The sequence below is a fragment of the Pedobacter ginsengiterrae genome, assembly GCF_039537385.1.
GTDB lineage: Bacteria > Bacteroidota > Bacteroidia > Sphingobacteriales > Sphingobacteriaceae > Pedobacter > Pedobacter ginsengiterrae.
Map to the genome: position 1 here is coordinate 111,679 of NZ_BAABAK010000015.1, position 19,787 is coordinate 131,465.

Here is a 19,787-nt window from a genome sequence, read left to right on the forward strand (position 1 = left end):
TTACTTCAAAGCGAAACCTCCATGAGAGAAAAAAGCAGTAAAGAGATGATCCTAGTCCGCGGAGCAAGGGAGCACAACCTAAAAAATGTCAGTCTGGAAATCCCCCGGGATAAACTGGTGGTTTTTACCGGCGTATCCGGATCAGGAAAATCCTCACTGGCTTTTGGAACGCTATACGCTGAAGCCCAAAGACGTTACCTCGAATCGGTTTCCCCTTATGCCCGCCGGCTTTTTAACCAGATGAGTGTACCTGAGGTAGATTCTATTGAAGGTCTGCCACCTGCGGTAGCGCTTCAACAACAGCGGGGCGGATCCAGTACGCGCTCCTCTGTAGGAAGCGTCACTACCCTATCCAATCTTTTGCGCATGCTTTATTCCCGGGCAGGAGATTATCCAGAAGGTCAATCCATTATATATGCGGAAGGGTTCTCACCCAACACGCCGCAAGGTGCATGCCCGGAGTGTCACGGACTTGGAAGTGTCTTTGAGATAAACGAGCAAACTATGGTTCCTGATGACAATATTAGCATTCGTGAAGGTGCAATTGCTTCCTGGCCTAAAGCATGGCAGGGCCAAAATCAAAGGGATATCCTGGTATCAATGGGTTACAATGTGGATGTGCCATGGAAAGAGCTGGCTAAAAAAGATCGTGACTGGATACTCTTTACCCAGGAAACGCCCACAGCCCCGGTATATCCCGGCTTCACGCCAAAAGAAACCGCCAAAGCAATCCGCGATAAAAGAACGCCGGATTATATGGGCACCTTTATCGGCGCAAAACCCTACATCCTTAAAACGTTTTCTTCCAGCCAGTCCGAGCTGATGAGAAACAGGGTCAGGCAGTATATGATCAGTGCCACCTGTCCGATTTGTAAGGGTAAGCGTCTAAACAAAGAATCCCTTTCGGTTAGCTTCGAAGGTAAAGATATCGCTGAACTTTCCCGTTTGCCGCTTTCGGTTCTTTCACAAATCTTTAATCATTATGCCAGCCAAGAGGCAAAGAACGAAAAGCAAATTGTCACCCAACGTATTTCCGCAGACATCAGTTCACGCCTTTCTGTTATGCTTGAACTTGGCTTAGGCTATCTTACCCTTGAGCGCAGTACTCCAACGCTATCCCCGGGGGAACTACAGCGACTTCGGCTCGCAACCCAGGTGCATTCCAACCTCTTCGGAGTTGTATATGTACTCGATGAGCCTTCGGCGGGGTTACATCCAGCCGATACCCAGGCATTGCTAAACATACTCTACAAACTTAAAAAGGCAGGCAACAGTATTTTTGTCGTCGAGCATGAAATCGAAGTGATCAGAAATGCAGACTGGATCATTGATGTTGGACCGGGCGCGGGTTCGCAGGGCGGAGAGATTATCTACAGCGGTCCGCCTGAAGGTCTTAAGAAAGTCAGCAAGTCCATGACAGGCAACTTTCTTTTTGATAGGGCACCTCGCCCCTTAGCTGACCCGCGCAAACCCCTGTCCATGCTTAGCCTTGATGGGGCAACACGCCATAACATTAAAAACCTTGACATAGACTTTCCCCTTGGGGTAATGACCTGCGTCACCGGCATTTCAGGATCGGGAAAGAGCAGCCTGGTCAGTCAGGTTTTGGTTGAGCTTGTTGCCAATGGCCTGGGTCAGCAAATTGAAGGGGATTCTGAGCCTGCAAAAGACCTGCAACCAAACGAAAAAACCCCTGCTGTTCAGGGAAAAATTACCTCGGGACTGGAAAAGATTTCCAGACTAATCGTGGTCGATCAGAAACCAATTGGAAGAACCCCAAGATCCAATCTGGCAACCTACACCGGTTTATTTGATTTGGTCAGAAAACGTTTTGCCAGTACTCCTCTTGCAAAAAAGAGAAAGTATGATGCCGGAAGGTTTTCATTCAATGTCGCCAAAGGCCGTTGTCCGCACTGCCTGGGAGAAGGCTACATCATGGTCGAACTCCTTTTTTTACCGAGCGTCTACACCCCATGCCCAACCTGTGGGGGCACAAGATATAATCCCGATACACTACAGGTGATTTATAAAGAGAAAAATATTGCCCAGGTATTGGAAATGACAGTCGATGAAGGCTTTACTTTTTTTGCTCAGGATCCAGCTGTTTACCGTTCGCTTGAGATACTGCGGGAAGTTGGTTTAGGTTATCTCAAGCTCGGGCAATCCGCGACAGCTTTATCTGGTGGTGAGGCACAACGGGTCAAACTCGCCACCGAACTCCAAAAAAGTCAGAGTGGTTCCGCCTTATACATTTTAGACGAACCCACCACAGGCCTACACCCCGGCGATGTTGAAAAGTTGCTCATCCAGCTCAACCATCTTGTCGATGCGGGAAATACAGTCATTGTTGTTGAACACGATATGCAGGTTATTGCCCAAAGCGACTGGATCATTGATATCGGTCCTGGCGCGGGTGATCTGGGAGGTAAGATCCTATTCTCCGGACCAGCAAATGGCCTAACCAGCGTGAAGGAAAGCAAAACGGCACCTTTTCTTCAACAATATTTAGATCCAATTCAAACCTAGCAGCGATCAAAAAAAAAGTAAATAAATTTATTCCATTTTTTCCCTCGCTACGAGTTGAGAACATTTTTCGGTAGTAATACACACCTCATCGAAAGTAAAAGCCCTTAGAAAACCTGATGCCAAATAATAATAGTCACTTACCTTTCCCTGTTTTAAAAGAAATTCATTTTTTGAAAACTCGATTTCCTCGAAATGTGCAGCAATGGTTTCAAGCCCCGCCGGGGTAACGCTAATGTTGGGAATATTCGCCTTAACGAAATTGATGAGCTCTTCTTTTGCCATTGCTACAATATAGATCTAAAAATGTAATTTTCCTTTTCTGAGTGCTGTGGTTTCAATTAAGCCAGCAGTCTAAACGCTTATGTTCAATTATTCTAAAAATGGGAAAATGTACGAACATGAAATTTACCAGCTTTCTGAGTAAAAGGGTTTCCATGGATTAGAGGTATAACGTATTTATTCCTTAATCAACTTTAAATTCAAACCGCTGTATTGACCTGGATTCCCATTTATGCTAAGCTGGTAAGCATAACGACCATCAGTTAAAGGCTTCTCTCCAACAAAATCAATTGGCTGAATTATGTAAGTCTTCCCGTCAATTTCTAATTTGACAAATGCATATCCGTATGCCTTAGTAAATTTTTTATATTCTGTCTGCTTTCCCGAGTCTAAGTCACCAAAATTTACTTGCCCAGTTCCAGTATCAACGATGACGTTTTTAAAGTTAAGTTGGCTGCTGTTTGACAACCGAATTTCTGGCCCGAACTGATCATTACTCTTCTCCTTTGAACAACCGATAACTGTAATAATTGCGGAAATTAAAATCAGGATTCTTTTCATTTGCTTTATTTTAAGGGTAATAACTAATTTCCAAATATCTAAAATACAAGTAATTTAAATACCCCGCACACTTTTGCCCTCCTTTTTGATGTCGTCACTTTCAATAAAGTATGGTTTCGGCAACCATCAATTTGCGTAATCGTCCTTACCTAAGAATTGACCAATTTTAATTTCAAACTACAATTTGTCACAAAATTAGGGTAAATCAATTGCTTTCTTGTCACAGAATTAGGGTAAATAATCCCGGTAATTGTAATAGAATTAGGGTAAATGTTTCTGTTGTTGTTGCTAATTGCTTAAGTAAATTACTTTTTTCCCTACTTTTTTCTATCTCGGTGAGCTCAGGATGAGTTTTATTGTGTTAGAGAAATTCAGTTCATAAATCTCAGCGATCACCTTTAAGCGCAACAACAATGCTTTTTGAGTATTATGCCGTGAGTTTTTTTAGTCATTTGGTTTTGCAAATGCAATTTAGTCAAAGATGGCAGGTATATTAACGCGTTTTTGTCTGCATGGATTACTTCAAAATACGGCAAAAAACAAAGCAATATTTACTCTTTCGATGTATCCCCTTTTCACCGAGCAATATAGCGCCGAATTTCGCCCTCCTAAAAAAGTTATAAAACACGGACTCTAAATAGGATGTTTTCCCATCATTAAAACTATTTTGATACAATATTGTATTAATTTTACCTAAATTCAACTAGTGAAATTTTAGCAAAATAAATCTTATACAACTGTAAACTGAATAGGCGAATTAAAGAGCAAATTCTGCGGAATTGTTCAAAGGCGGAGCGGCTTTTGAAAGTGAGGTGACTGAAAGTTTTGAGGGTATCGACTCAATTTCTTTTCTCTTAGCAGACGATGGTGACTATTATCGGTACAAACAGAAGTTTGAATTGATTAAAATAATGGTAAAGGGAATCTATAACGAGGAATTTTTAAATTTAAAACGGCAAACTGGCGATCCGGCGGCTGATGCATTTATAAATTATGTGTTCGCCGATCAGGAGAGAAAACACCAGTTGAGGCGTTGGCTCGAAGGAAAGGCAACAGCAGCCGATTTAGATTCGATGTTTCCCGGCTTTGAGTTTATCGCCTGTGCCAGAGAATTACCGCTATGGGCCGATAAAAAATTAATCAGCGCAGGTCAGGCCTTTTTCGCGCAGCACGCGCAGGATATTATGACCTTACTCGGTTTATTATCGCTTCCTTACTGCTACACCGCCGCCGACGGGGCGATGGTATTGTATCTATCAGAGAAGATAAGAAAACAAACGACAAAACGCCTTTATGATACTGCGGTTTTTGTATGGGATGTGATGGCTCCTGAGGCTTTCGCTAAAGGCGGGAGTGCTTTTAGCGATATCCTGCGTATACGCCTGGTGCATTCGGCTGTGCGCTTTTATACGCTACAAAGTGGAACGTGGGATGAAAACCTGGGCACACCAATTAACCAGGAAGATATGGCCGGCACAAACCTTTCCTTTTCCTTAATCGTAGTTCGCGGTCTGCGTAAACTAGGTGTTCAGATAAGCAATGCAGAACAGATTGCATTTCTGCACATCTGGAAGGTGGTGGGCTATTTCAGTGGATTAGACGAAGACTTGTTGCCAGAAAACGGGAAAATGGCTACACAGCTCGATCTGGCAATTAAAAAGCGCCATTTTCGGAGTTCTACCCATGGGCAGGAACTTACAAAATCCCTTATAGAGCACATTTTAAAAGTAAACAGACGCAAAGTGAGTAACAACGATATACTTGGCTTAATGCGGCACCTATTGGGTAGTGAGGTTGCAGACATGCTCAAAGTCCCCGGACCAGAATTACCCAGATATAAGCTAACCCTGTTAAGAGCGATGAAATTTTTCAAAAGCTTTAGTAGAGAGGGCAATAGCAATCATCTTTATTATAAGGCCTACAGCGCCTTCAAAAAACAGAATAGGGAACTTCAGCAGAGGGAATTCTCTTAACCCAATGAGCCACTAACATGAAATCTTATCACCTTATCCATCAGTTAATTACTCTCGTTGAAGAACTTGAGGAAGAACAGCCTGAAAAGGAAATATCGCTTCAGCATTTTACTGGTTTTCTACTCAACAAGTCTGAAAATTCAGTAATGGATATAAACCCAGAGGTTAGATTCGGGAACAGTGATAAAAAAGCACTTGAAGTTGCCTATCAGCTGGATAACAACATCGGCCGGCTACTCGTATTTATGAGCCGTTATGCTAAAATGTATATCAAGAAAGCGTTAGAAGAAACCCCGTTAATTACCCCGGAAGATTTTACCGCGCTCGCGATCCTGATGACGCATGACCATCTATCTAAAACCGAACTTATAAAACATAACCTGCAGGAGAAAACATCTGGCACAGAGGTGATCCGCCGGCTAATTGCTGCAGACTTAGTAAGTCAGTGGAATGATGCTCATGATAAAAGAAGTAAACATATCGCAATAACTGACCAGGGAAGGGAGCTGCTGTATAGCGTATTTGTCGACATGAACAATGTTGGCAAAATGATAAGCGGAAAGCTAAGCCTTCGCGAAAAGTTAACCCTAGGGTACCTCCTTCAAAAACTTGAAGATTTTCATCTGCATCATTACCAGAAGAAAACCATCCTGAGCAAATCAGATTTAAAGAACTTTATTGAAGATAGTCTGCCATCAAAGTGAAAGCAAAACTCACATTGAATATTTTCATTACTACCTTTTCATTCTAATTTTATCAAGCAGAATATTATTGCTTTTTAGTTAAGTCGAAACAACATATAAAATCGCAACTAGCTTTTTTATTTTTTGTCTTTCCCCCGGCTAGATCAGTTTAACGGGAGGGTATTTTTTAAACTTATGAAGACAAATCCGGTAACCCGTGCAAAGAGATGCATCATTTGCTTTCTTTCCAGTTTAAAAACCTCTGCTAGCCTAATATGCTATTTTAAGCAAATCCCTCCTTACTGTTTTAATATTTACTGGATTCTTAAGCTGATTTTCGTCAAATATCTTCTCCCTTTTATTAAAGTTGAGTTGGTCACTATCATCGCAGGTTAATGCTACTAAATATCTGCGTATAAAATATTTGATGCTTGACAAAACCTTTTTTTCCCTTGTTGGTTTTATTTGCCGATAGACCCGACTAAATGCGGCCTTTGGCTTTTCAAAAATAGTCACCCCGTATCGCTAATGTTAGGTAAACCAAAACAAAACAGCTTGGAAACACAAAGAAAAGACACGGCAGAACGGAAATCTTACACCCCTAAGATCCTGCTCATATTGGCACTGGCAATGTTGCTGGGTGCAGAAGGATATTTCGGGCTTAAGCTGCATAAACTTTCCGGGCAGCAGGAGCAGATTAAGGAAGATTATTCTAACATCAACAACATCACCTATGGGCTGTTTTCGGTGCAGCAGTGGAAGGATAATGTGTCCAGGATTGTGCATAAGCAGGTGCGCAACCTTAAAATGACTAAAACGCAGAAGAAGGTCTTGCAAAGCGAGGTAGAAAAGGTTTTGCTTGCCCTAATTGATAAGGCGGAGGCACTGGTAAATAAACCTAAAAAAACCATAAGCGGTAAAATACAGAAGTTTGCCATTAAAAACTTTGTAAACTCTGATAGTATAAAAGCCCAGGTCCCAGGTTTCGCACGCACCATTATTGCCGAGGTAGATAACCCCAAAAATAAGCGGCAGCTAAGTAAAATGGCCATCGGCGAATTTAACGAGCTGGCTGAAGAAGAAAGTTCGGATAGTGCCTTTGTAGCAAAAGATGCTGCAGTAAAGGCTATGTATGGCCGCTACCAGGTAAATTCTACCGATGAACTCAATAAAAAGTTAACGGCAACCCTGGACGATATCCGCAGTAAAACCTATACCTATTCTTTTGGTATGCTGGCCTGTATTACTGTGGTGCTTTTCTCATGGTGGGCTTTGCGAGGCCGACGGGATTTGCATGTAACACTTTTTGTGATGTCTTTACTGTTTGCCTTTATTTTGCTGGCCGTCGGACTTACCGCCTCAATGATTGAGGTAGATGCCCGCATCCGTTCCCTCGATTTTGTATTGCTGGGCGAGCATGTAATCTTTAAAGATCAGGTACTGTTTTTCCAGAGCAAAAGCATTATGGATGTGGTACGGGTATTAATCGGGCAGCCTGGTATAGATTCGATTCTCGTTGGGGTGCTGATACTGGCTTTTAGTATTCTTTTCCCGGTAGTTAAACTGAGCTCTACAGGCATACACCTTTTGGGCAGAAAAAAACTGGCCGAGAATGGCATCGTGAAATATTTTGCTTTTCAATCGGGCAAGTGGAGCATGGCCGATGTGATAGTAATTGCCATACTGATGGCCTATATCGGTTTAAATGGTTTGTTGGAGGGACAATTGCAGGCGCTGAACATTAAAAATGATTCGCTAACTATTCTCACCACCAATAATACCGCACTACAGCCAGGTTACATTATCTTCATCAGCTTTGTGCTGTATGGGCTTATCCTGTCAACAATTTTAAAGTTTATTACACCACATGATGCGCATTAACGGGTTATGCTTAACGCTTTTTGATTAATTTTTATGGCGACCAACACAAATTCTACTTCCGAGAGATCAGCAAAAAAAAGCCGATGGGCACCTGCCCTGCTGATTGCCGGCTTATCTATACTGTTATTGGCGACGGCTTTTTCGGGATACCGTTTTTATCAGCTCGCTTTTGAACAGAAACGCATTAAGGAAGATTACAGCCTGTCCAATAACATTACTTTTGGCATTTTCTCTGTTGACAGATGGGGCGAAAAAATCTCGGCCGTTGTAGATCGGCGGGTGAAGGGCTTTAAGCTCACCGGCAAGCAAAAGGCCGACATGCAGGAACAGGTAGAAAAGGAATTGCATGGTATGGTCAATAAAGCCGTGGCTGATTTTACCAAGCCGAAGAAGGGCCTTGGGTCGAAGCTTAAAAAACTTGCTTTTGATGCGTTTGTAGATGTGGATGAACTCCATGCGCAGGTTCCCTCTTTTGCCCGCACTATTGTGGTAAAAATTACCAGTCCGGCAAGTTTAAAAAGGATTAAGGGCATTGCTACCAGCAAGGTTGATGAACTCGAGGCTCAAACTTACGATCGTACAGATACCACCATCACAACCGTTGAGCAAACCATTTACCAAAAATATAAGGTTAAGAATTCGACCGATTTTGATCAGGTTGTAAAGGCAAAGCTTGATCAGATTACAGACTCCAGTCATCAATATTCTTTCGTGATGATTATATCGGTGGCGATTGCTTTGCTACTCTGGCTCATTTTCAGGAAACGGGCGCACCTGCATGTTCCCTTATTTATTATGTCCCTCCTTTTTGCGGTGGTGTTGTTAGCAGTCGGCGTAGTCTCCCCGATTATAGAAGTGGATGCCAGGATCCAATCGCTGGAGTTTGCCCTAATGGGTGATAAGCTGGCTTTTACCAACCAGGTGTTGTTTTTCCAGAGTAAAAGTATAATTGGTATTATAAGTACACTAATCGAGCAGCCTAAACCAGATGCGGTATTGGTTGGGGTATTGCTGATGGTGTTTGTAGTCGTATTGCCACTGCTTCGCTTATTAGCCAGGGCCATACACATTTCCTGCAGTCACTTATTTAAAAACCCAAAAGTGCTTCGCTTTATGGCATTCGATCTGGGTAAATGGGATATGGCAGATGTAATGGTTGTTGGTATCGCCATGACTTACATCGGGCTAAACGGAATATTGAAGAGTCAGCTTTCAGGCTTAAATATTGAAAATGATACGCTAAAAACGGTTACCGAAAATAATTCTGCTTTGCAGCCAGGTTTTTTTGTATTTGTCGCTTATGTTGCGTTTGCAAAGCTACTTTCTTATTTATTGAAGCGTATTGATGAGCGGAATGGGCCATGTTAGCCCGAAGGTATTCCTTATGTAGAGTGGAAGGATATATCTATTTCAATAATTGCCGTTAGTACTCTGCCCAGATCAATCGATAGGCACATTTTAAGCTCTAGCGATCAACATGGGAAATATTATATTTTTTTAGTAATGCCGTTGGTCGAGGAATTACAGGCGTTGGTCTATTGGTTGCTCTTGCTGGTATAATACTGCGTTTTTGCATGCAACGTTTGGGGGTTGAGGTCGTCTTATTAACAAAAAACATAAGCAAATCTCTAAAACATACAGTCATGAAAACATTAGCAAAAACATTATTCGCAGCAGCATTAACAGCAGTAGTATTAACTTCTTCAGCTATGGCAACGCTCGCCACCGAGCCTGTTACAACAGATATAAAAACATCTTCAATTAAAACTTTTGATAGGATTTGGGTAAGTGGGAATGTAAAAATCGTTTTAACACAGGGCGATAAACAATCTGTAGAAGGCGGAGAAAATTTTAACCCTGCAAAAACTTCGGTTTACAGTAATGGTAAAATTCTAGTTGTTAATTCAACCGAAACTGGTGAGGTTACCCTTAACGTTACTGTTAAAAATTTAGAAAGAATAGAAGCTTACGGTCAGTCGCAAGTGATAACCACTAATAACCTGGATGTAAAATACCTGCAGTTATTCTTACACCATAGTGCTACAGCTAGGATCAAAACTACAACCGCAAGTTTATATTCAGTAGTGAATGATGATGCGGTATTGAAACTAAACGGTACTGCTGATCAGAGCACGATCATCGCAAGTAATCAGAAAAATTTGAAGCTTAATAATTTTGCAAGTCAACGATCAGCTTCTTATGCCTCGGAAGCGATTATGGCAGCTGAACAAAATGCCATGAATTTAGCAAAATAAAAAAACCAACTCTTGATATAATTTGGCCGCCCATTAAGGCGGCTTTGTTATTTAATGAAGTTTTCTCCAGGGCTCATATCTTTGGAACTATTATCTAGACTGATGATGCTATAAAATGACCTTGCTATTTTTTCTACCGATTTTAACTACCAACGCTTACCCTATTTCAAAGCGTTGGTAGCCTGGCAGAGCCGGTCACCATGGTCTATCCCGCAGCGCTACTCTAGCACAAAAGGAGCTTTGGCTACCACTTTAATAGCCGTCCAATCTATTATGGAAAATTTCCTAGTAATTACCTTCACACACCTGCCAAATGGTTGGTGCTTTGTTTATGCGCTTAATTTCGATGGGGATATCCCATAAGCTTTTTTAAAGGCAAATGAAAAGTGAGAAAAATCTTTAAATCCAACCTCCATATACACATCAGATGATTTCCAACCTTTCTCCTTTAAAAGGTAGTGCGCATCTGCTAATCTTTTCTGTTGAATCCAGCGACTTGGCGAGGTCTGATATATTTTCTCGAAATCTCTTTTAAAAGTTGCCAAGCTTCTGCCTGTTAAATAAGCAAATCTGGAAATATCTACATTGAACTTGTAGTGTTCGTTCATATAAGCCTCCAGATCAATTTTGCCTGGTTCTGTAAAATCGAAGAGTACATCTTTTAATTCGGGATTGGTTTGCAGCAGAGTTAGGATCGCTTCTTTAACTTTTAAAGAGGTAAGTGCTTCATTAAAATTATTTTTCTGATCTAGAAATGGTGTTATCGATTCCATGAAGGTTTGTAATAACTTTTTAGGTTCGAGTTCTAATCCATATATGCTGTAATTAGGGGCTTGCATTTGTAAGTTATATTCGGTACTTACCGCCTGGAGCGTTTCCTGATCGAGAATTATCGAAACTGACTTGTACTGGCCATTTGCCGCCGGGAATTTGGTGTACTTCGCTAACTGGTTTCTTCTGAAGAATCTAAAATCGCCTTCATTAAAAACGTATTTTCTACCGCCAATAAATATTTCTGACTTACCTGAAATTACATATCCGAAGGTATGATTGGGAATAAACTGTTCGCCCTCGCTGCTTTTTTGATGGTAGCAGGAAAAAAGGATGCCTTTACGCTCAGGATGATTTGCCATAGGTTAAATTTAGTATTATGATTTTGATAGAAACAAATTAATTATGGAGGTAGTAAAAAAAACCACCTCCATATTTAGCTTATTAATTATTTTTTGGTAAAAGATTTACCCAGTTCTGAATCGAGAAAATTTGTCGATTCATCATGATCGGTTGATAAACTTACCTGCATCCATTTTTCCATTTCTTCGCTTCTGCTGGCATCGGCATGTTTAAGCATTCCTATTGCTTCGCTTCCTAAAACCAGATGAATGGGTGGCTGTGGGTGATCAACCAAATCGATCATTACCCTGGCTGCTTTTTCAGGATCGCCCATAGGAATAAAATCTCCACTTTGGAAGAAATCACTTCTTTGATCTACCAATGGGTAACCCTCAATTTTTTCAGCATAAGTCATAGAATCGCCTGCCCAATCTGTGCGGAAGCCACCTGGTTCTACACTGGTAACTAAAATCCCTAAATCGGCTACTTCTTTGGCCAGCACTTCGCTGAAACCACTCAATCCAAATTTTGCTGCCTGATAAATGCTTACGCCAGCGTTACCAACCCTACCGCCTATCGAAGATATTTGAAGTATTCGCCCAGATTTTTGTTTGCGCATAAAAGGCAGAACAGCTCTGGTGATTTCGATGGGTGCATACAGGTTTGTTTCGAGCTGACTGCGAACCTGTTCATCTGTGAAAGCTTCTGCTGCTCCTACAATTCCGAAACCTGCATTATTTACCAGCACATCGATTCGACCGAAATGTTTAATTGCCGCCTTGACCGCGATCTGTACCTGATCGTAATCGGTTACGTTTAAAGTGACCGGAAAGATCTGCCCTGGATAGCTTTCAACCAAATCTTTTAGTGAATTTATATCTCTTGCTGTAGCGGCTACCTGATCTCCTTTTGCTAAAACTGCTTTTGTTAGGCTTCTTCCCAATCCTCGGGAACTACCTGTTATAAACCAAACTTTTTCCATTGTCTAAATTTTTATTTAGCTCAAAGTTAGCTTGCTTAACACATTACTGTTTTGTTAAGAGGCTCAATCTATTTTGTTAAAAAGCTCAACCATTTTCTTAAACTTTTCTTAGCTGCTGGATGTTATGAATTAATAGATTATTAACAATGAGGTAATGGCAAAAGGTAAAAAGAAGTCGACTGGCAAAAAGAAGAAAAAAGGTACAAAGAAAAATAAACTAGGGGTTAAAAATTCGTTGGTTAATAACATTAATGCCCGTAAGAAAAAAGGTAAGTCGCGTTCGAAAAAGCATTCGAAAGTTAGTAGAAAAGCCTATAAAAAAATGCAAAAGGGCTGGAAATAGTAGGCTTACTGTATTTTAAAAGGATTAAATCTGTTAAATGTAAATTAATTTTATTGTTTTAATGTATAGCTGATATTACCCTATATTTGTAAGGTAAACTTATAAGTTTGACTTACAATAATGAGTACAGAAAAAAGTAATGCAATCGCTTCGGCACTTCGCCCGGTTTTAGCCAGACTCAATCGAAAACTACGAAAGCTTTCTCCTTCGGATACTGTTCTTTCGCAAACAGAAAGATCTATTCTGGTTCTGCTGGAACAAAATGAATATCTGCTCTCTGCCGAACTTGCTGTTATCGAAAAAATAACGCCTCAATCTATGGGTGCTATTTTAAATCACCTTAGCGAACTCCATTTAGTATCAAAAACGGCTTCACTGGACGATAAGCGGAAGGTTCATATTTCCATTTCGGCACAGGGTAAGGAAATGCTCGAACAAGTAAGGCATGAACGCGATGAGTGGTTAAGCAAAGCCATTGCAGAAGTTTGCACAGAACAAGAACAATTAATTTTAAAAGAAGCTATAGGTCCTTTAACGAAACTGGTTAATTTCTAATCAGATGGCCTTGAATTATGAACATCAGTACATTTAATGCATTTAAGAGTCGAAACTATCGCCTTTACTTTGGCGGACAATCCATTTCTTTAATTGGAACATGGATGCAGAAAACAGCCGTAAGCTGGGTTGTTTACGAACAAACACATTCTAATTTCATGCTTGGGCTTACGCTCTTTGCCAGCTTGTTTCCATCCTTCATCTTCTCTTTTATTGGCGGTGTTGCATCCGATCGGTATGATAAGTATAAACTGCTTTTAATTACACAAATTGCCTCGATGGTGCAGGCCGTTTTAATGACCATTTTAATTTTCTCCAAACATTACGAGATGTGGCAAATTATTGCGCTAAGTGCATTACTGGGGCTGATTAATGCTTTTGATGTACCCGCAAGGCAATCGCTGGTTTACGAGATGGTTGATAATAAAGAAGATTTGCCCAATGCGCTTGCCCTAAACTCATCGATGGTAAACCTTTCGAGGTTAATTGGTCCTGGCCTGGCAGGTTTGGCTTTAGAAAAGTTAGGTGATGATGTTTGTTTTGGTTTAAACGCGGTGAGTTTTATTGCCGTTATTGGCTCTTTAATGATGATGAGGCTTCCAAAATACATTTCAAAACCGCATACTAAAAATGTAATAGGCGAGCTGAAAGAGGGTTTTGCATATATAAAAGCAACACCATCTATTGCTTACGTTTTAATTATGCTGGCGCTGATTAGCTTATTTGTACTGCCGTTTAGCACTTTAATTCCTGTTTATGCTAAAGACATTTTTAAAGGAACAGCTTCTACATTTGGGGTAATTGATAGTGTGATTGGATTGGGTGCATTTACAGGTGCTATATTTCTGGCCTCGTTAAAGCCTGGAAAGAATTTAAGAAAAATATTAGCCATTAACACCTTAATATTTGGTGCAGGTTTGGCTTTGTTTTCTCACACCACATTTTATCCTGTTGCATTGGTTTTTGCAACGATCTCTGGTTTTGGGATGATGTCGCAAATTACAATAAGTAATACCTTAATTCAAACTACTGTAGACCCGAATATGCGTGGCCGTGTAATTAGCTTTTACGCAATGGCATTCTTTGGCATGCAACCGCTGGGCGGACTTGTTATCGGCAGTATTTCGCAGCTTATTGGCACGCAAAACACCGTGTTATTCCAGGGTGCGATTGCTGTATTGATTGGTTGTTTATCGTACCGAAGATTATTTAAAGGAGAAATTAAAAACAAACAGGCTGTTAAACCTGTAAGTGAGCTTGTTTTGGAAAAAATTTAACTATGATACGGCTATAGATCAAAAACCGAATAGCGGTTAACAGGAGATTAGTGAACTATAATCTTAAAAATTGACGGGTTTTTCGAGTTAGGGGATTGTCAGGGTTTAGTACCGATTTTTTTATCGGTACCGCAGCGAAGCGAAGCCCTGGAAAGCCCGCCTCCAATCCCTCTTTTCGGGATTGGAGGAACGCCCATATTTTTTTATAGAGTTGCAACTGATTTTGCTTTGTGGTAAGTAAAGTACGACAGAGCTAAAACCACCAAGAACACAATTGGTCCGATGCGATTGTTTATAGGATCGCCCGATGCGGAGTGGGCAATAAATGCAGAAATAAAAGTAATTGCGAAACCAGCATAGGCCCATTCTTTTACTTGTTCTTTGATTGGTGCGAGCAAAATAATTGCGCCTAATATTTTTGCGATGGCTAACTCTACTCTAAAATAATCGGGAAAACCCAGATGTTGGAAGCCCTGTTTAACTTCGGGATTAGTGAAGTAGGAATAAGAGGAGAAAATCATCATTAACGAAACTATAGCCGTTGATATCCAATAAGTAATTTTAATTGTTTTTGTGTTCATGTTCTTTATTTTGATGTAAACTTATGTACTTTTACTATCTAAAAGATATTACTTTCCAAAAGGATAGCGGTATCGTTTAGGAAAGCTTTTAACTTTACACCATGGCATTTAGGAAAGAAAACCATACTAAAGAAACGTGTAGCGCTAGTTTAAACGCGGTAAAAGATGCGCTTTATGTATTAAATGGGAAATGGAAACTGCCTTTAATACTTACTTTACAGGATGGCCCGAAGCGTTTTAATGAGATTCAGAAATCGATTGGCGACATTACGCCTAAAATTTTATCGAAAGAGCTGAAAGATTTAGAATTGAATGAGTTTGTGATTCGCAAGGTGTTTTCCACTACGCCCGTGACGGTAACTTACGAATTAACCGAATATAGTGGTTCGCTGGATCGGGTAATTGATGAGCTGAGGAATTGGGGAATGCAACATAGAGAAAGACTGGTAATGAATAGAAAAACCGCCCCTGTTTTAGAAGAGGTTTTGGGTTAATTTAAAAAGATGCTATTTATTGCAGCGCTTCATCTACCAGCTTTTTTAAGGTTACATAATATTCGTGTCGCCCTTTATTATTGAGATAAAAAGCCATTAAAAACCCTGCTGTTTTTTTCTGATTATCGATCCACGGGAAGCTACCAAATAAACCAGGGCTGGTAAGGGCAATACTCGGCTGATTGCCCGTATTATTTTGCATTATCCATTCGCCGTAGCCGTATCCAAAATTGCCCGCCTCGGTTGGTGCGTAAGCTTTGAGCACATCGCTTGTTACCCTGTTAACCTGCATTTGGTTTACGCTATTTTCTGATAAAATCCTTTTACCATTAAAGGTGCCCTTGTTTAGCAACATGATTAACATATTCATATAGTCGTTCGGTGTGCTGCTAGCTCCTCCTGCCGGAAGTGCTACTTTTCCGTTCCCGAAATCGGTATTTTTCATATCTAAGGGTTTCGCTATGCGCTGGGCAAATAAAGTTTGGAAACTTTTACCACTTATTTTTTCGATAACTGCGCCTGCAATTTGCAAACCTGTATTGCTGTAGCGAAATACCTTTCCAGGCTTTCCTTCCATTGGTAAAGCGGCAATTTTTTCTATTGCCTCATCCATGCTGCCCGTTTGGCGCATTTGGTTTAAACTTTCTTTTAAATCGGGCGATTTTATAGCCGTCAGGTGAGACAGGCAATCGCTGATGGTAATATTTCCCTTTCCATTTCTGGTAAGCACCGGGAGAAACTTGCCAACGGTATCGCTTAGTTTTAGTTTGCCTTCATCAACAAAAGTCATAACCAGGGCTGCACTTAACCATTTGCTGCAGCTTGCAATTTGTTGTTTGGTTGAAGCGGTATAATCGCTAAAATCGGCCGCATTACCTTGCCTTTTTGCCAGGATTTTACCAAGCATTTTTTGCTTCCCACTGAGTTCGCTTACGCCTTTAGAATACACCACTTTTCCATCTTTATAGAGCAGCAGATAAACCCTGCCGCCCATCGCACCCGCATGAGTATTAAGCCAGGCATCTACTTTATCGAAATTTTGTGCCTTCAACTGCAGGGAAAACGAGATCATACAGTAGCATACCATTATGGTTATTGCGCAGAATTGCTTCATATTGGTGAGACCATCAAATCAAAAAAAAGTTTAAACCGTATTATTTAGATGATTATCTGTAATATAGGCTATCTTTGCTGAAAATAAAATCGATGGCGGTATTACATAAAAAAGAAGAAAAAATTCAGGCAGTGCTGGGTAGGTTGCCTAAAAAATATACAGATGAACAGTTTGTTGAAATGTTTATCAGACTTTATTCTAAAGATTGGGGTAAGATTAAATCGGCATATATTAAACAATCTCAGGATAAAGAGCCTGGTACAATTATTAATATGCCCAAGCCAGAGGTTTATTTAAAACAAATTTTAGCAATTTATTTACAACAGGCTAATGAGCCTAAAGTAGCAGAAGTTGTCGTAGAAGCACCCGTTGAAGAAGTAAAGAAAGCAAAAGCGCCTGCGAAGAAAAAGGAAGCTGAAGTTAAAGAAACTACTGATGAGCCTAAAAAAGCAAAAGCGCCCGCTAAGAAAAAAGAAGTTGAAGCTACAGAAACTACTGATGAGCCTAAAAAAGTAAAAGCGCCTGCTAAGAAAAAAGCAGAAATAACTGAAGAAGCTCCAGTAGCAGAAAAGAAACCAAAAGCAGCTGCAAAAAAACCAGCGGTAAAAAAATAAAAAATATTTTCACCTCGGTATAATAATTCGCCTTTTTGGTTGTTTATATATATGAGAGCGTTAATTTAGATGACGGGGATAGGTCGGTATGATTTATCCCCGTTCTTTTTTTAAGAGTTTTTATTTTTCTAGAATATAAAAAAACCGCCAATTTCTTGGCGGCTTACAATTAAACTAACCTGAAGCCTATTTTTCGATCATTTTATAATACCGAACGTAATCGACTTCCATTTTTTGTGGCCAGATGGAATCATCTATGCCTTGTGCTCCACCCCAATCGCCACCAACCGCGACATTTAAAAGAAGGTGAAACTTCTTATCAAAAGGCCAGGCTTTGTAACCTGTCCCTTCGTTTGCGAATTCAAATACTTTAACATCGTCGTAATATCCCCTTACTGCATATGGTGTCCAGTCTACCCGATAAACATGAAAAGCTGTACTTGCATCATCAATTTTCTTTGTGATGGTTTTTTGGGTATTGATTTTAAAATAATAAGCTTCGGTGTGGGTAGAAAAATGAACGTTACCCTGATCGTAACCAACATGTTCCATAATATCGATTTCACCTGATTTTGGCCAATCACCATAGGCTCTCTCGGTTGGTAACATCCAAATTGCAGGCCAGGTGCCTCTTCCGGAAGGCAGCTTAGCCTTTATCTCGAATCGGCCGTACAAGGCATCTAACTTCCCTCGTGTCACCATTCTCGATGATGTGTAATTCATCCCGCCCATACTTTCCTTTTTAGCTGTTATACTCAAAATCCCATTGGCAACACTTGCATTGTTGGTTGTATTTGTATAATATTCCAACTCGTTATTTCCCCAGCCGCTACCGCCTGTATCGTAATCCCAATTAGAAGTTAATGGGGCGCCTACGTTGGTAAACTCATCGCTCCAGGCTGGTGTAGTGTCGAAAACCCAACCTTTATCAACGGGTGTTACCGCTACAGGTGGCACATAAACTGGCCCACCCTCTGGTGTTTTTTTCGAGCAGGATGTTAATCCTATTGCCGTAATCGCCAATGCTGTAAAGGCCGCTTTTTTAAAGTACTTCACTGAATCCATCATTTTAAAAAAATTAAAAGAGCAGTTTGAAAAATAACTTCAAACTGCTTGTATGCTTATTATTTAAACTCGAAATCGTCGATATAAAATATACCTGGATTTGGATGTCCTTCGCCACCTAACTGAACCACAATTTTATCGTACAAGGTTTGACTTGCAGAAGCTGAGTAATCGAATTCCAGTTGTATCCATGTATTATATTGAGCGGCAGTGATGGTTTTAACAATCTCGATCTGAGTGGTGTAAGCATTACCACCCAGTAACGAGTTTTGTAACTTAACCGAAACCGTAGGTGCAACTTTTGTAAAATCATTTCCGCCAGGGATAAATACTTTTAGTCGGATTTTATTTTTTGCAGCCAGATCAAAACGATAAGGCAGTGTGATGTTTAAATTTCCATACTGACCATCATTCCCTGTTCTTTTTTCGTAATAAGCCACTTTTGATGACGTATTTGAAGGGAATTTAAATGGATTATCGTAACTGTGGTTATAATCTATATTTTCAGCTACCCAGGCCATACCAGTTGCCGCTTGAAAATCATCAGATAAATTGGCGGCCTGTATTGGTTTTTGCACAGGTGGAACTATTGGTCTGACATAACCTTTCCTGATTAATTTTAAATACCATGCATTACCTGCATTAGATTTATCAAGGCATCTTAACCACATTTCATCGGCTGTTAGGGATAGAATTTGATAAGATGATACCCCTAAATAGTAAGAGATAAATCCATTATTACTGATGTTGATGTATTTAACACCTGCTACATCATTTAAAATCCAGGTTAGATTTGTTGGAGGGGTGTAATTTACAGTCGGATCGTTGCTACCAACAGGGCCACCAATACCAGTTGCGTTTGATGCATTGGCAAATGTAGTTCCGTTGTTAGCGTAAGTGTATTTAAGAGATGTTGAGCCCATTGCAAAGGTCATTTCATCATCGTAAAAACCTAATCCTGCTTTCTCATTCGGGCCAGCCTGATACCAATCGGGAGCTTGTGAAGTTACCGGGCCCACGCCTAAATGACCTGGTTGAGTCTGATCGATTACCCAAACCTTACCCGCAGCATTTGCCACCCCACCTGAGAGCAAAGTATAAGCTGGATCACTTAGCATACTGGTATTGGTTGATGCAATGGTAACGGTTTTAGTTGTTGAAACAGAACCACCATCGGCCAGAACTGTTAACTTAATTGTGTAAGTACCTGCAATAGGGTAAGATGACTGGACATCGTTTCCATCGGCAGTAGCGCCATTGCCAAAATCCCAATGGGCATTAATCCCATTATATATGCTTTTAAAAGCGATGATATTTGGATTTGCTGTTGTAGGCGTTGCATTAAACTGAATTTCTGCAGCCGTTGGCGGAATACCAATATCTTTAGTGGTTTCGCTCTTTTTGCAAGAAACCAGTATGCTAAATATCAAACCCAGACTAAGCAAGATTGATACATTTATTTTGTTTTTAAATAATTTCATTTCAATACCG

19 protein-coding genes are annotated in these 19,787 nt (G+C 40.4%); 11 read left to right on the forward strand and 8 right to left on the reverse strand.

From position 1 onward, the window contains the following. The first annotated feature begins 21 nt into the window (after nt 1-21). A complete protein-coding gene (uvrA, locus tag ABD692_RS13550) occupies nt 22-2,526 on the forward strand; it encodes an excinuclease ABC subunit UvrA (protein ID WP_344767820.1) in 2,505 nt (834 codons plus the stop codon). A 27-nt stretch (nt 2,527-2,553) separates the two neighbouring features. On the opposite strand, the gene ABD692_RS13555 is transcribed toward uvrA, so the two are convergent. Then, nucleotides 2,554-2,808, reverse strand: a complete 255-nt coding sequence (locus ABD692_RS13555; RefSeq protein ID WP_344767822.1) for a cyclic nucleotide-binding domain-containing protein — start codon at nt 2,806-2,808, stop codon at nt 2,554-2,556. Between the two features lie 174 nt (nt 2,809-2,982). Next, complete coding sequence (locus ABD692_RS13560; RefSeq protein WP_344767824.1) at nt 2,983-3,366, reverse strand: hypothetical protein; 384 nt, start codon at nt 3,364-3,366, stop codon at nt 2,983-2,985. A 779-nt stretch (nt 3,367-4,145) separates the two neighbouring features. Between ABD692_RS13560 and ABD692_RS13565 the strand changes: the two genes are divergently transcribed. The 5 genes from ABD692_RS13565 (at nt 4,146) to ABD692_RS13585 (ending at nt 10,158) form a co-directional block, all read left to right on the forward strand. After that, nucleotides 4,146-5,339: an oxygenase MpaB family protein gene (locus tag ABD692_RS13565; RefSeq protein WP_344767826.1), complete on the forward strand. Its 1,194-nt coding sequence runs from the start codon at nt 4,146-4,148 to the stop codon at nt 5,337-5,339. Between the two features lie 17 nt (nt 5,340-5,356). Continuing rightward, the gene (locus ABD692_RS13570) at nt 5,357-6,043 is read left to right on the forward strand and encodes a MarR family winged helix-turn-helix transcriptional regulator (RefSeq protein WP_316755470.1); all 687 of its coding nucleotides are present in this window, start codon (nt 5,357-5,359) and stop codon (nt 6,041-6,043) included. Nucleotides 6,044-6,577: 534 nt separating this feature from the next. Further along, nucleotides 6,578-7,903: a paraquat-inducible protein A gene (locus ABD692_RS13575; RefSeq protein ID WP_344767829.1), complete on the forward strand. Its 1,326-nt coding sequence runs from the start codon at nt 6,578-6,580 to the stop codon at nt 7,901-7,903. A gap of 33 nt (nt 7,904-7,936) precedes the next feature. Continuing rightward, nucleotides 7,937-9,271, forward strand: a complete 1,335-nt coding sequence (locus ABD692_RS13580) for a paraquat-inducible protein A (RefSeq protein WP_344767831.1) — start codon at nt 7,937-7,939, stop codon at nt 9,269-9,271. A gap of 275 nt (nt 9,272-9,546) precedes the next feature. Further along, complete coding sequence (locus tag ABD692_RS13585) at nt 9,547-10,158, forward strand: GIN domain-containing protein (RefSeq protein WP_344767833.1); 612 nt, start codon at nt 9,547-9,549, stop codon at nt 10,156-10,158. A gap of 329 nt (nt 10,159-10,487) precedes the next feature. Here the strand turns inward: ABD692_RS13585 and ABD692_RS13590 are convergent, their stop codons facing one another. After that, entirely contained in the window at nt 10,488-11,291 is an 804-nt protein-coding gene (locus ABD692_RS13590) for an AraC family transcriptional regulator (protein WP_344767835.1), read from the reverse strand. A gap of 86 nt (nt 11,292-11,377) precedes the next feature. Continuing rightward, a complete protein-coding gene (locus tag ABD692_RS13595) occupies nt 11,378-12,253 on the reverse strand; it encodes an oxidoreductase (RefSeq protein WP_344767837.1) in 876 nt (291 codons plus the stop codon). Between the two features lie 154 nt (nt 12,254-12,407). On the opposite strand from ABD692_RS13595, the gene ABD692_RS13600 reads away from it, so the two are divergent. The 3 genes from ABD692_RS13600 to ABD692_RS13610 all read left to right on the forward strand — a co-directional run bounded on the left by ABD692_RS13600 (nt 12,408) and on the right by ABD692_RS13610 (nt 14,428). Continuing rightward, nucleotides 12,408-12,596 (forward strand): hypothetical protein, encoded by a 189-nt coding sequence (locus tag ABD692_RS13600; RefSeq protein ID WP_344767839.1) that lies wholly within the window; start codon nt 12,408-12,410, stop codon nt 12,594-12,596. Between the two features lie 120 nt (nt 12,597-12,716). After that, nucleotides 12,717-13,151 (forward strand): MarR family winged helix-turn-helix transcriptional regulator, encoded by a 435-nt coding sequence (locus ABD692_RS13605; RefSeq protein WP_344767841.1) that lies wholly within the window; start codon nt 12,717-12,719, stop codon nt 13,149-13,151. A 17-nt stretch (nt 13,152-13,168) separates the two neighbouring features. Then, nucleotides 13,169-14,428 (forward strand): MFS transporter, encoded by a 1,260-nt coding sequence (locus ABD692_RS13610; RefSeq protein ID WP_316755452.1) that lies wholly within the window; start codon nt 13,169-13,171, stop codon nt 14,426-14,428. 203 nt (nt 14,429-14,631) lie between these two features. On the opposite strand, the gene ABD692_RS13615 is transcribed toward ABD692_RS13610, so the two are convergent. After that, nucleotides 14,632-15,009, reverse strand: a complete 378-nt coding sequence (locus tag ABD692_RS13615) for a DoxX family protein (RefSeq protein ID WP_344767844.1) — start codon at nt 15,007-15,009, stop codon at nt 14,632-14,634. A 101-nt stretch (nt 15,010-15,110) separates the two neighbouring features. Here ABD692_RS13615 and ABD692_RS13620 point away from each other — a divergent pair, with 101 nt between their 5' ends. Further along, nucleotides 15,111-15,503, forward strand: coding sequence for a winged helix-turn-helix transcriptional regulator (locus ABD692_RS13620; protein WP_344767846.1), 393 nt, complete (start codon nt 15,111-15,113; stop codon nt 15,501-15,503). Nucleotides 15,504-15,519: 16 nt separating this feature from the next. Here the strand turns inward: ABD692_RS13620 and ABD692_RS13625 are convergent, their stop codons facing one another. Next, nucleotides 15,520-16,575, reverse strand: a complete 1,056-nt coding sequence (locus ABD692_RS13625) for a serine hydrolase domain-containing protein (RefSeq protein ID WP_344767848.1) — start codon at nt 16,573-16,575, stop codon at nt 15,520-15,522. 134 nt (nt 16,576-16,709) lie between these two features. Between ABD692_RS13625 and ABD692_RS13630 the strand changes: the two genes are divergently transcribed. Next, the gene (locus ABD692_RS13630) at nt 16,710-17,231 is read left to right on the forward strand and encodes a hypothetical protein (RefSeq protein WP_316755442.1); all 522 of its coding nucleotides are present in this window, start codon (nt 16,710-16,712) and stop codon (nt 17,229-17,231) included. A 186-nt stretch (nt 17,232-17,417) separates the two neighbouring features. Here ABD692_RS13630 and ABD692_RS13635 read toward each other — a convergent pair whose 3' ends face one another. Further along, nucleotides 17,418-18,287, reverse strand: coding sequence for a glycoside hydrolase family 16 protein (locus ABD692_RS13635; RefSeq protein ID WP_316755441.1), 870 nt, complete (start codon nt 18,285-18,287; stop codon nt 17,418-17,420). A gap of 68 nt (nt 18,288-18,355) precedes the next feature. Continuing rightward, entirely contained in the window at nt 18,356-19,777 is a 1,422-nt protein-coding gene (locus ABD692_RS13640) for a PKD domain-containing protein (protein ID WP_344767851.1), read from the reverse strand. Nucleotides 19,778-19,787 lie beyond the last annotated feature (10 nt).

What these genes read in the sequence shown, in the direction of transcription:
- uvrA (WP_344767820.1), top strand. Translation starts at nt 22, where the DNA reads ATGAGAGAAAAAAGCAGTAAAGAGATGATCCTAGTCCGCGGAGCAAGG.
- ABD692_RS13555 (WP_344767822.1), bottom strand. Translation starts at nt 2,808, where the DNA reads ATGGCAAAAGAAGAGCTCATCAATTTCGTTAAGGCGAATATTCCCAAC.
- ABD692_RS13560 (WP_344767824.1), bottom strand. Translation starts at nt 3,366, where the DNA reads ATGAAAAGAATCCTGATTTTAATTTCCGCAATTATTACAGTTATCGGT.
- ABD692_RS13570 (WP_316755470.1), top strand. Translation starts at nt 5,357, where the DNA reads ATGAAATCTTATCACCTTATCCATCAGTTAATTACTCTCGTTGAAGAA.
- ABD692_RS13580 (WP_344767831.1), top strand. Translation starts at nt 7,937, where the DNA reads ATGGCGACCAACACAAATTCTACTTCCGAGAGATCAGCAAAAAAAAGC.
- ABD692_RS13585 (WP_344767833.1), top strand. Translation starts at nt 9,547, where the DNA reads ATGAAAACATTAGCAAAAACATTATTCGCAGCAGCATTAACAGCAGTA.
- ABD692_RS13590 (WP_344767835.1), bottom strand. Translation starts at nt 11,291, where the DNA reads ATGGCAAATCATCCTGAGCGTAAAGGCATCCTTTTTTCCTGCTACCAT.
- ABD692_RS13595 (WP_344767837.1), bottom strand. Translation starts at nt 12,253, where the DNA reads ATGGAAAAAGTTTGGTTTATAACAGGTAGTTCCCGAGGATTGGGAAGA.
- ABD692_RS13600 (WP_344767839.1), top strand. Translation starts at nt 12,408, where the DNA reads ATGGCAAAAGGTAAAAAGAAGTCGACTGGCAAAAAGAAGAAAAAAGGT.
- ABD692_RS13605 (WP_344767841.1), top strand. Translation starts at nt 12,717, where the DNA reads ATGAGTACAGAAAAAAGTAATGCAATCGCTTCGGCACTTCGCCCGGTT.
- ABD692_RS13610 (WP_316755452.1), top strand. Translation starts at nt 13,169, where the DNA reads ATGAACATCAGTACATTTAATGCATTTAAGAGTCGAAACTATCGCCTT.
- ABD692_RS13615 (WP_344767844.1), bottom strand. Translation starts at nt 15,009, where the DNA reads ATGAACACAAAAACAATTAAAATTACTTATTGGATATCAACGGCTATA.
- ABD692_RS13620 (WP_344767846.1), top strand. Translation starts at nt 15,111, where the DNA reads ATGGCATTTAGGAAAGAAAACCATACTAAAGAAACGTGTAGCGCTAGT.
- ABD692_RS13625 (WP_344767848.1), bottom strand. Translation starts at nt 16,575, where the DNA reads ATGATCTCGTTTTCCCTGCAGTTGAAGGCACAAAATTTCGATAAAGTA.
- ABD692_RS13630 (WP_316755442.1), top strand. Translation starts at nt 16,710, where the DNA reads ATGGCGGTATTACATAAAAAAGAAGAAAAAATTCAGGCAGTGCTGGGT.
- ABD692_RS13640 (WP_344767851.1), bottom strand. Translation starts at nt 19,777, where the DNA reads ATGAAATTATTTAAAAACAAAATAAATGTATCAATCTTGCTTAGTCTG.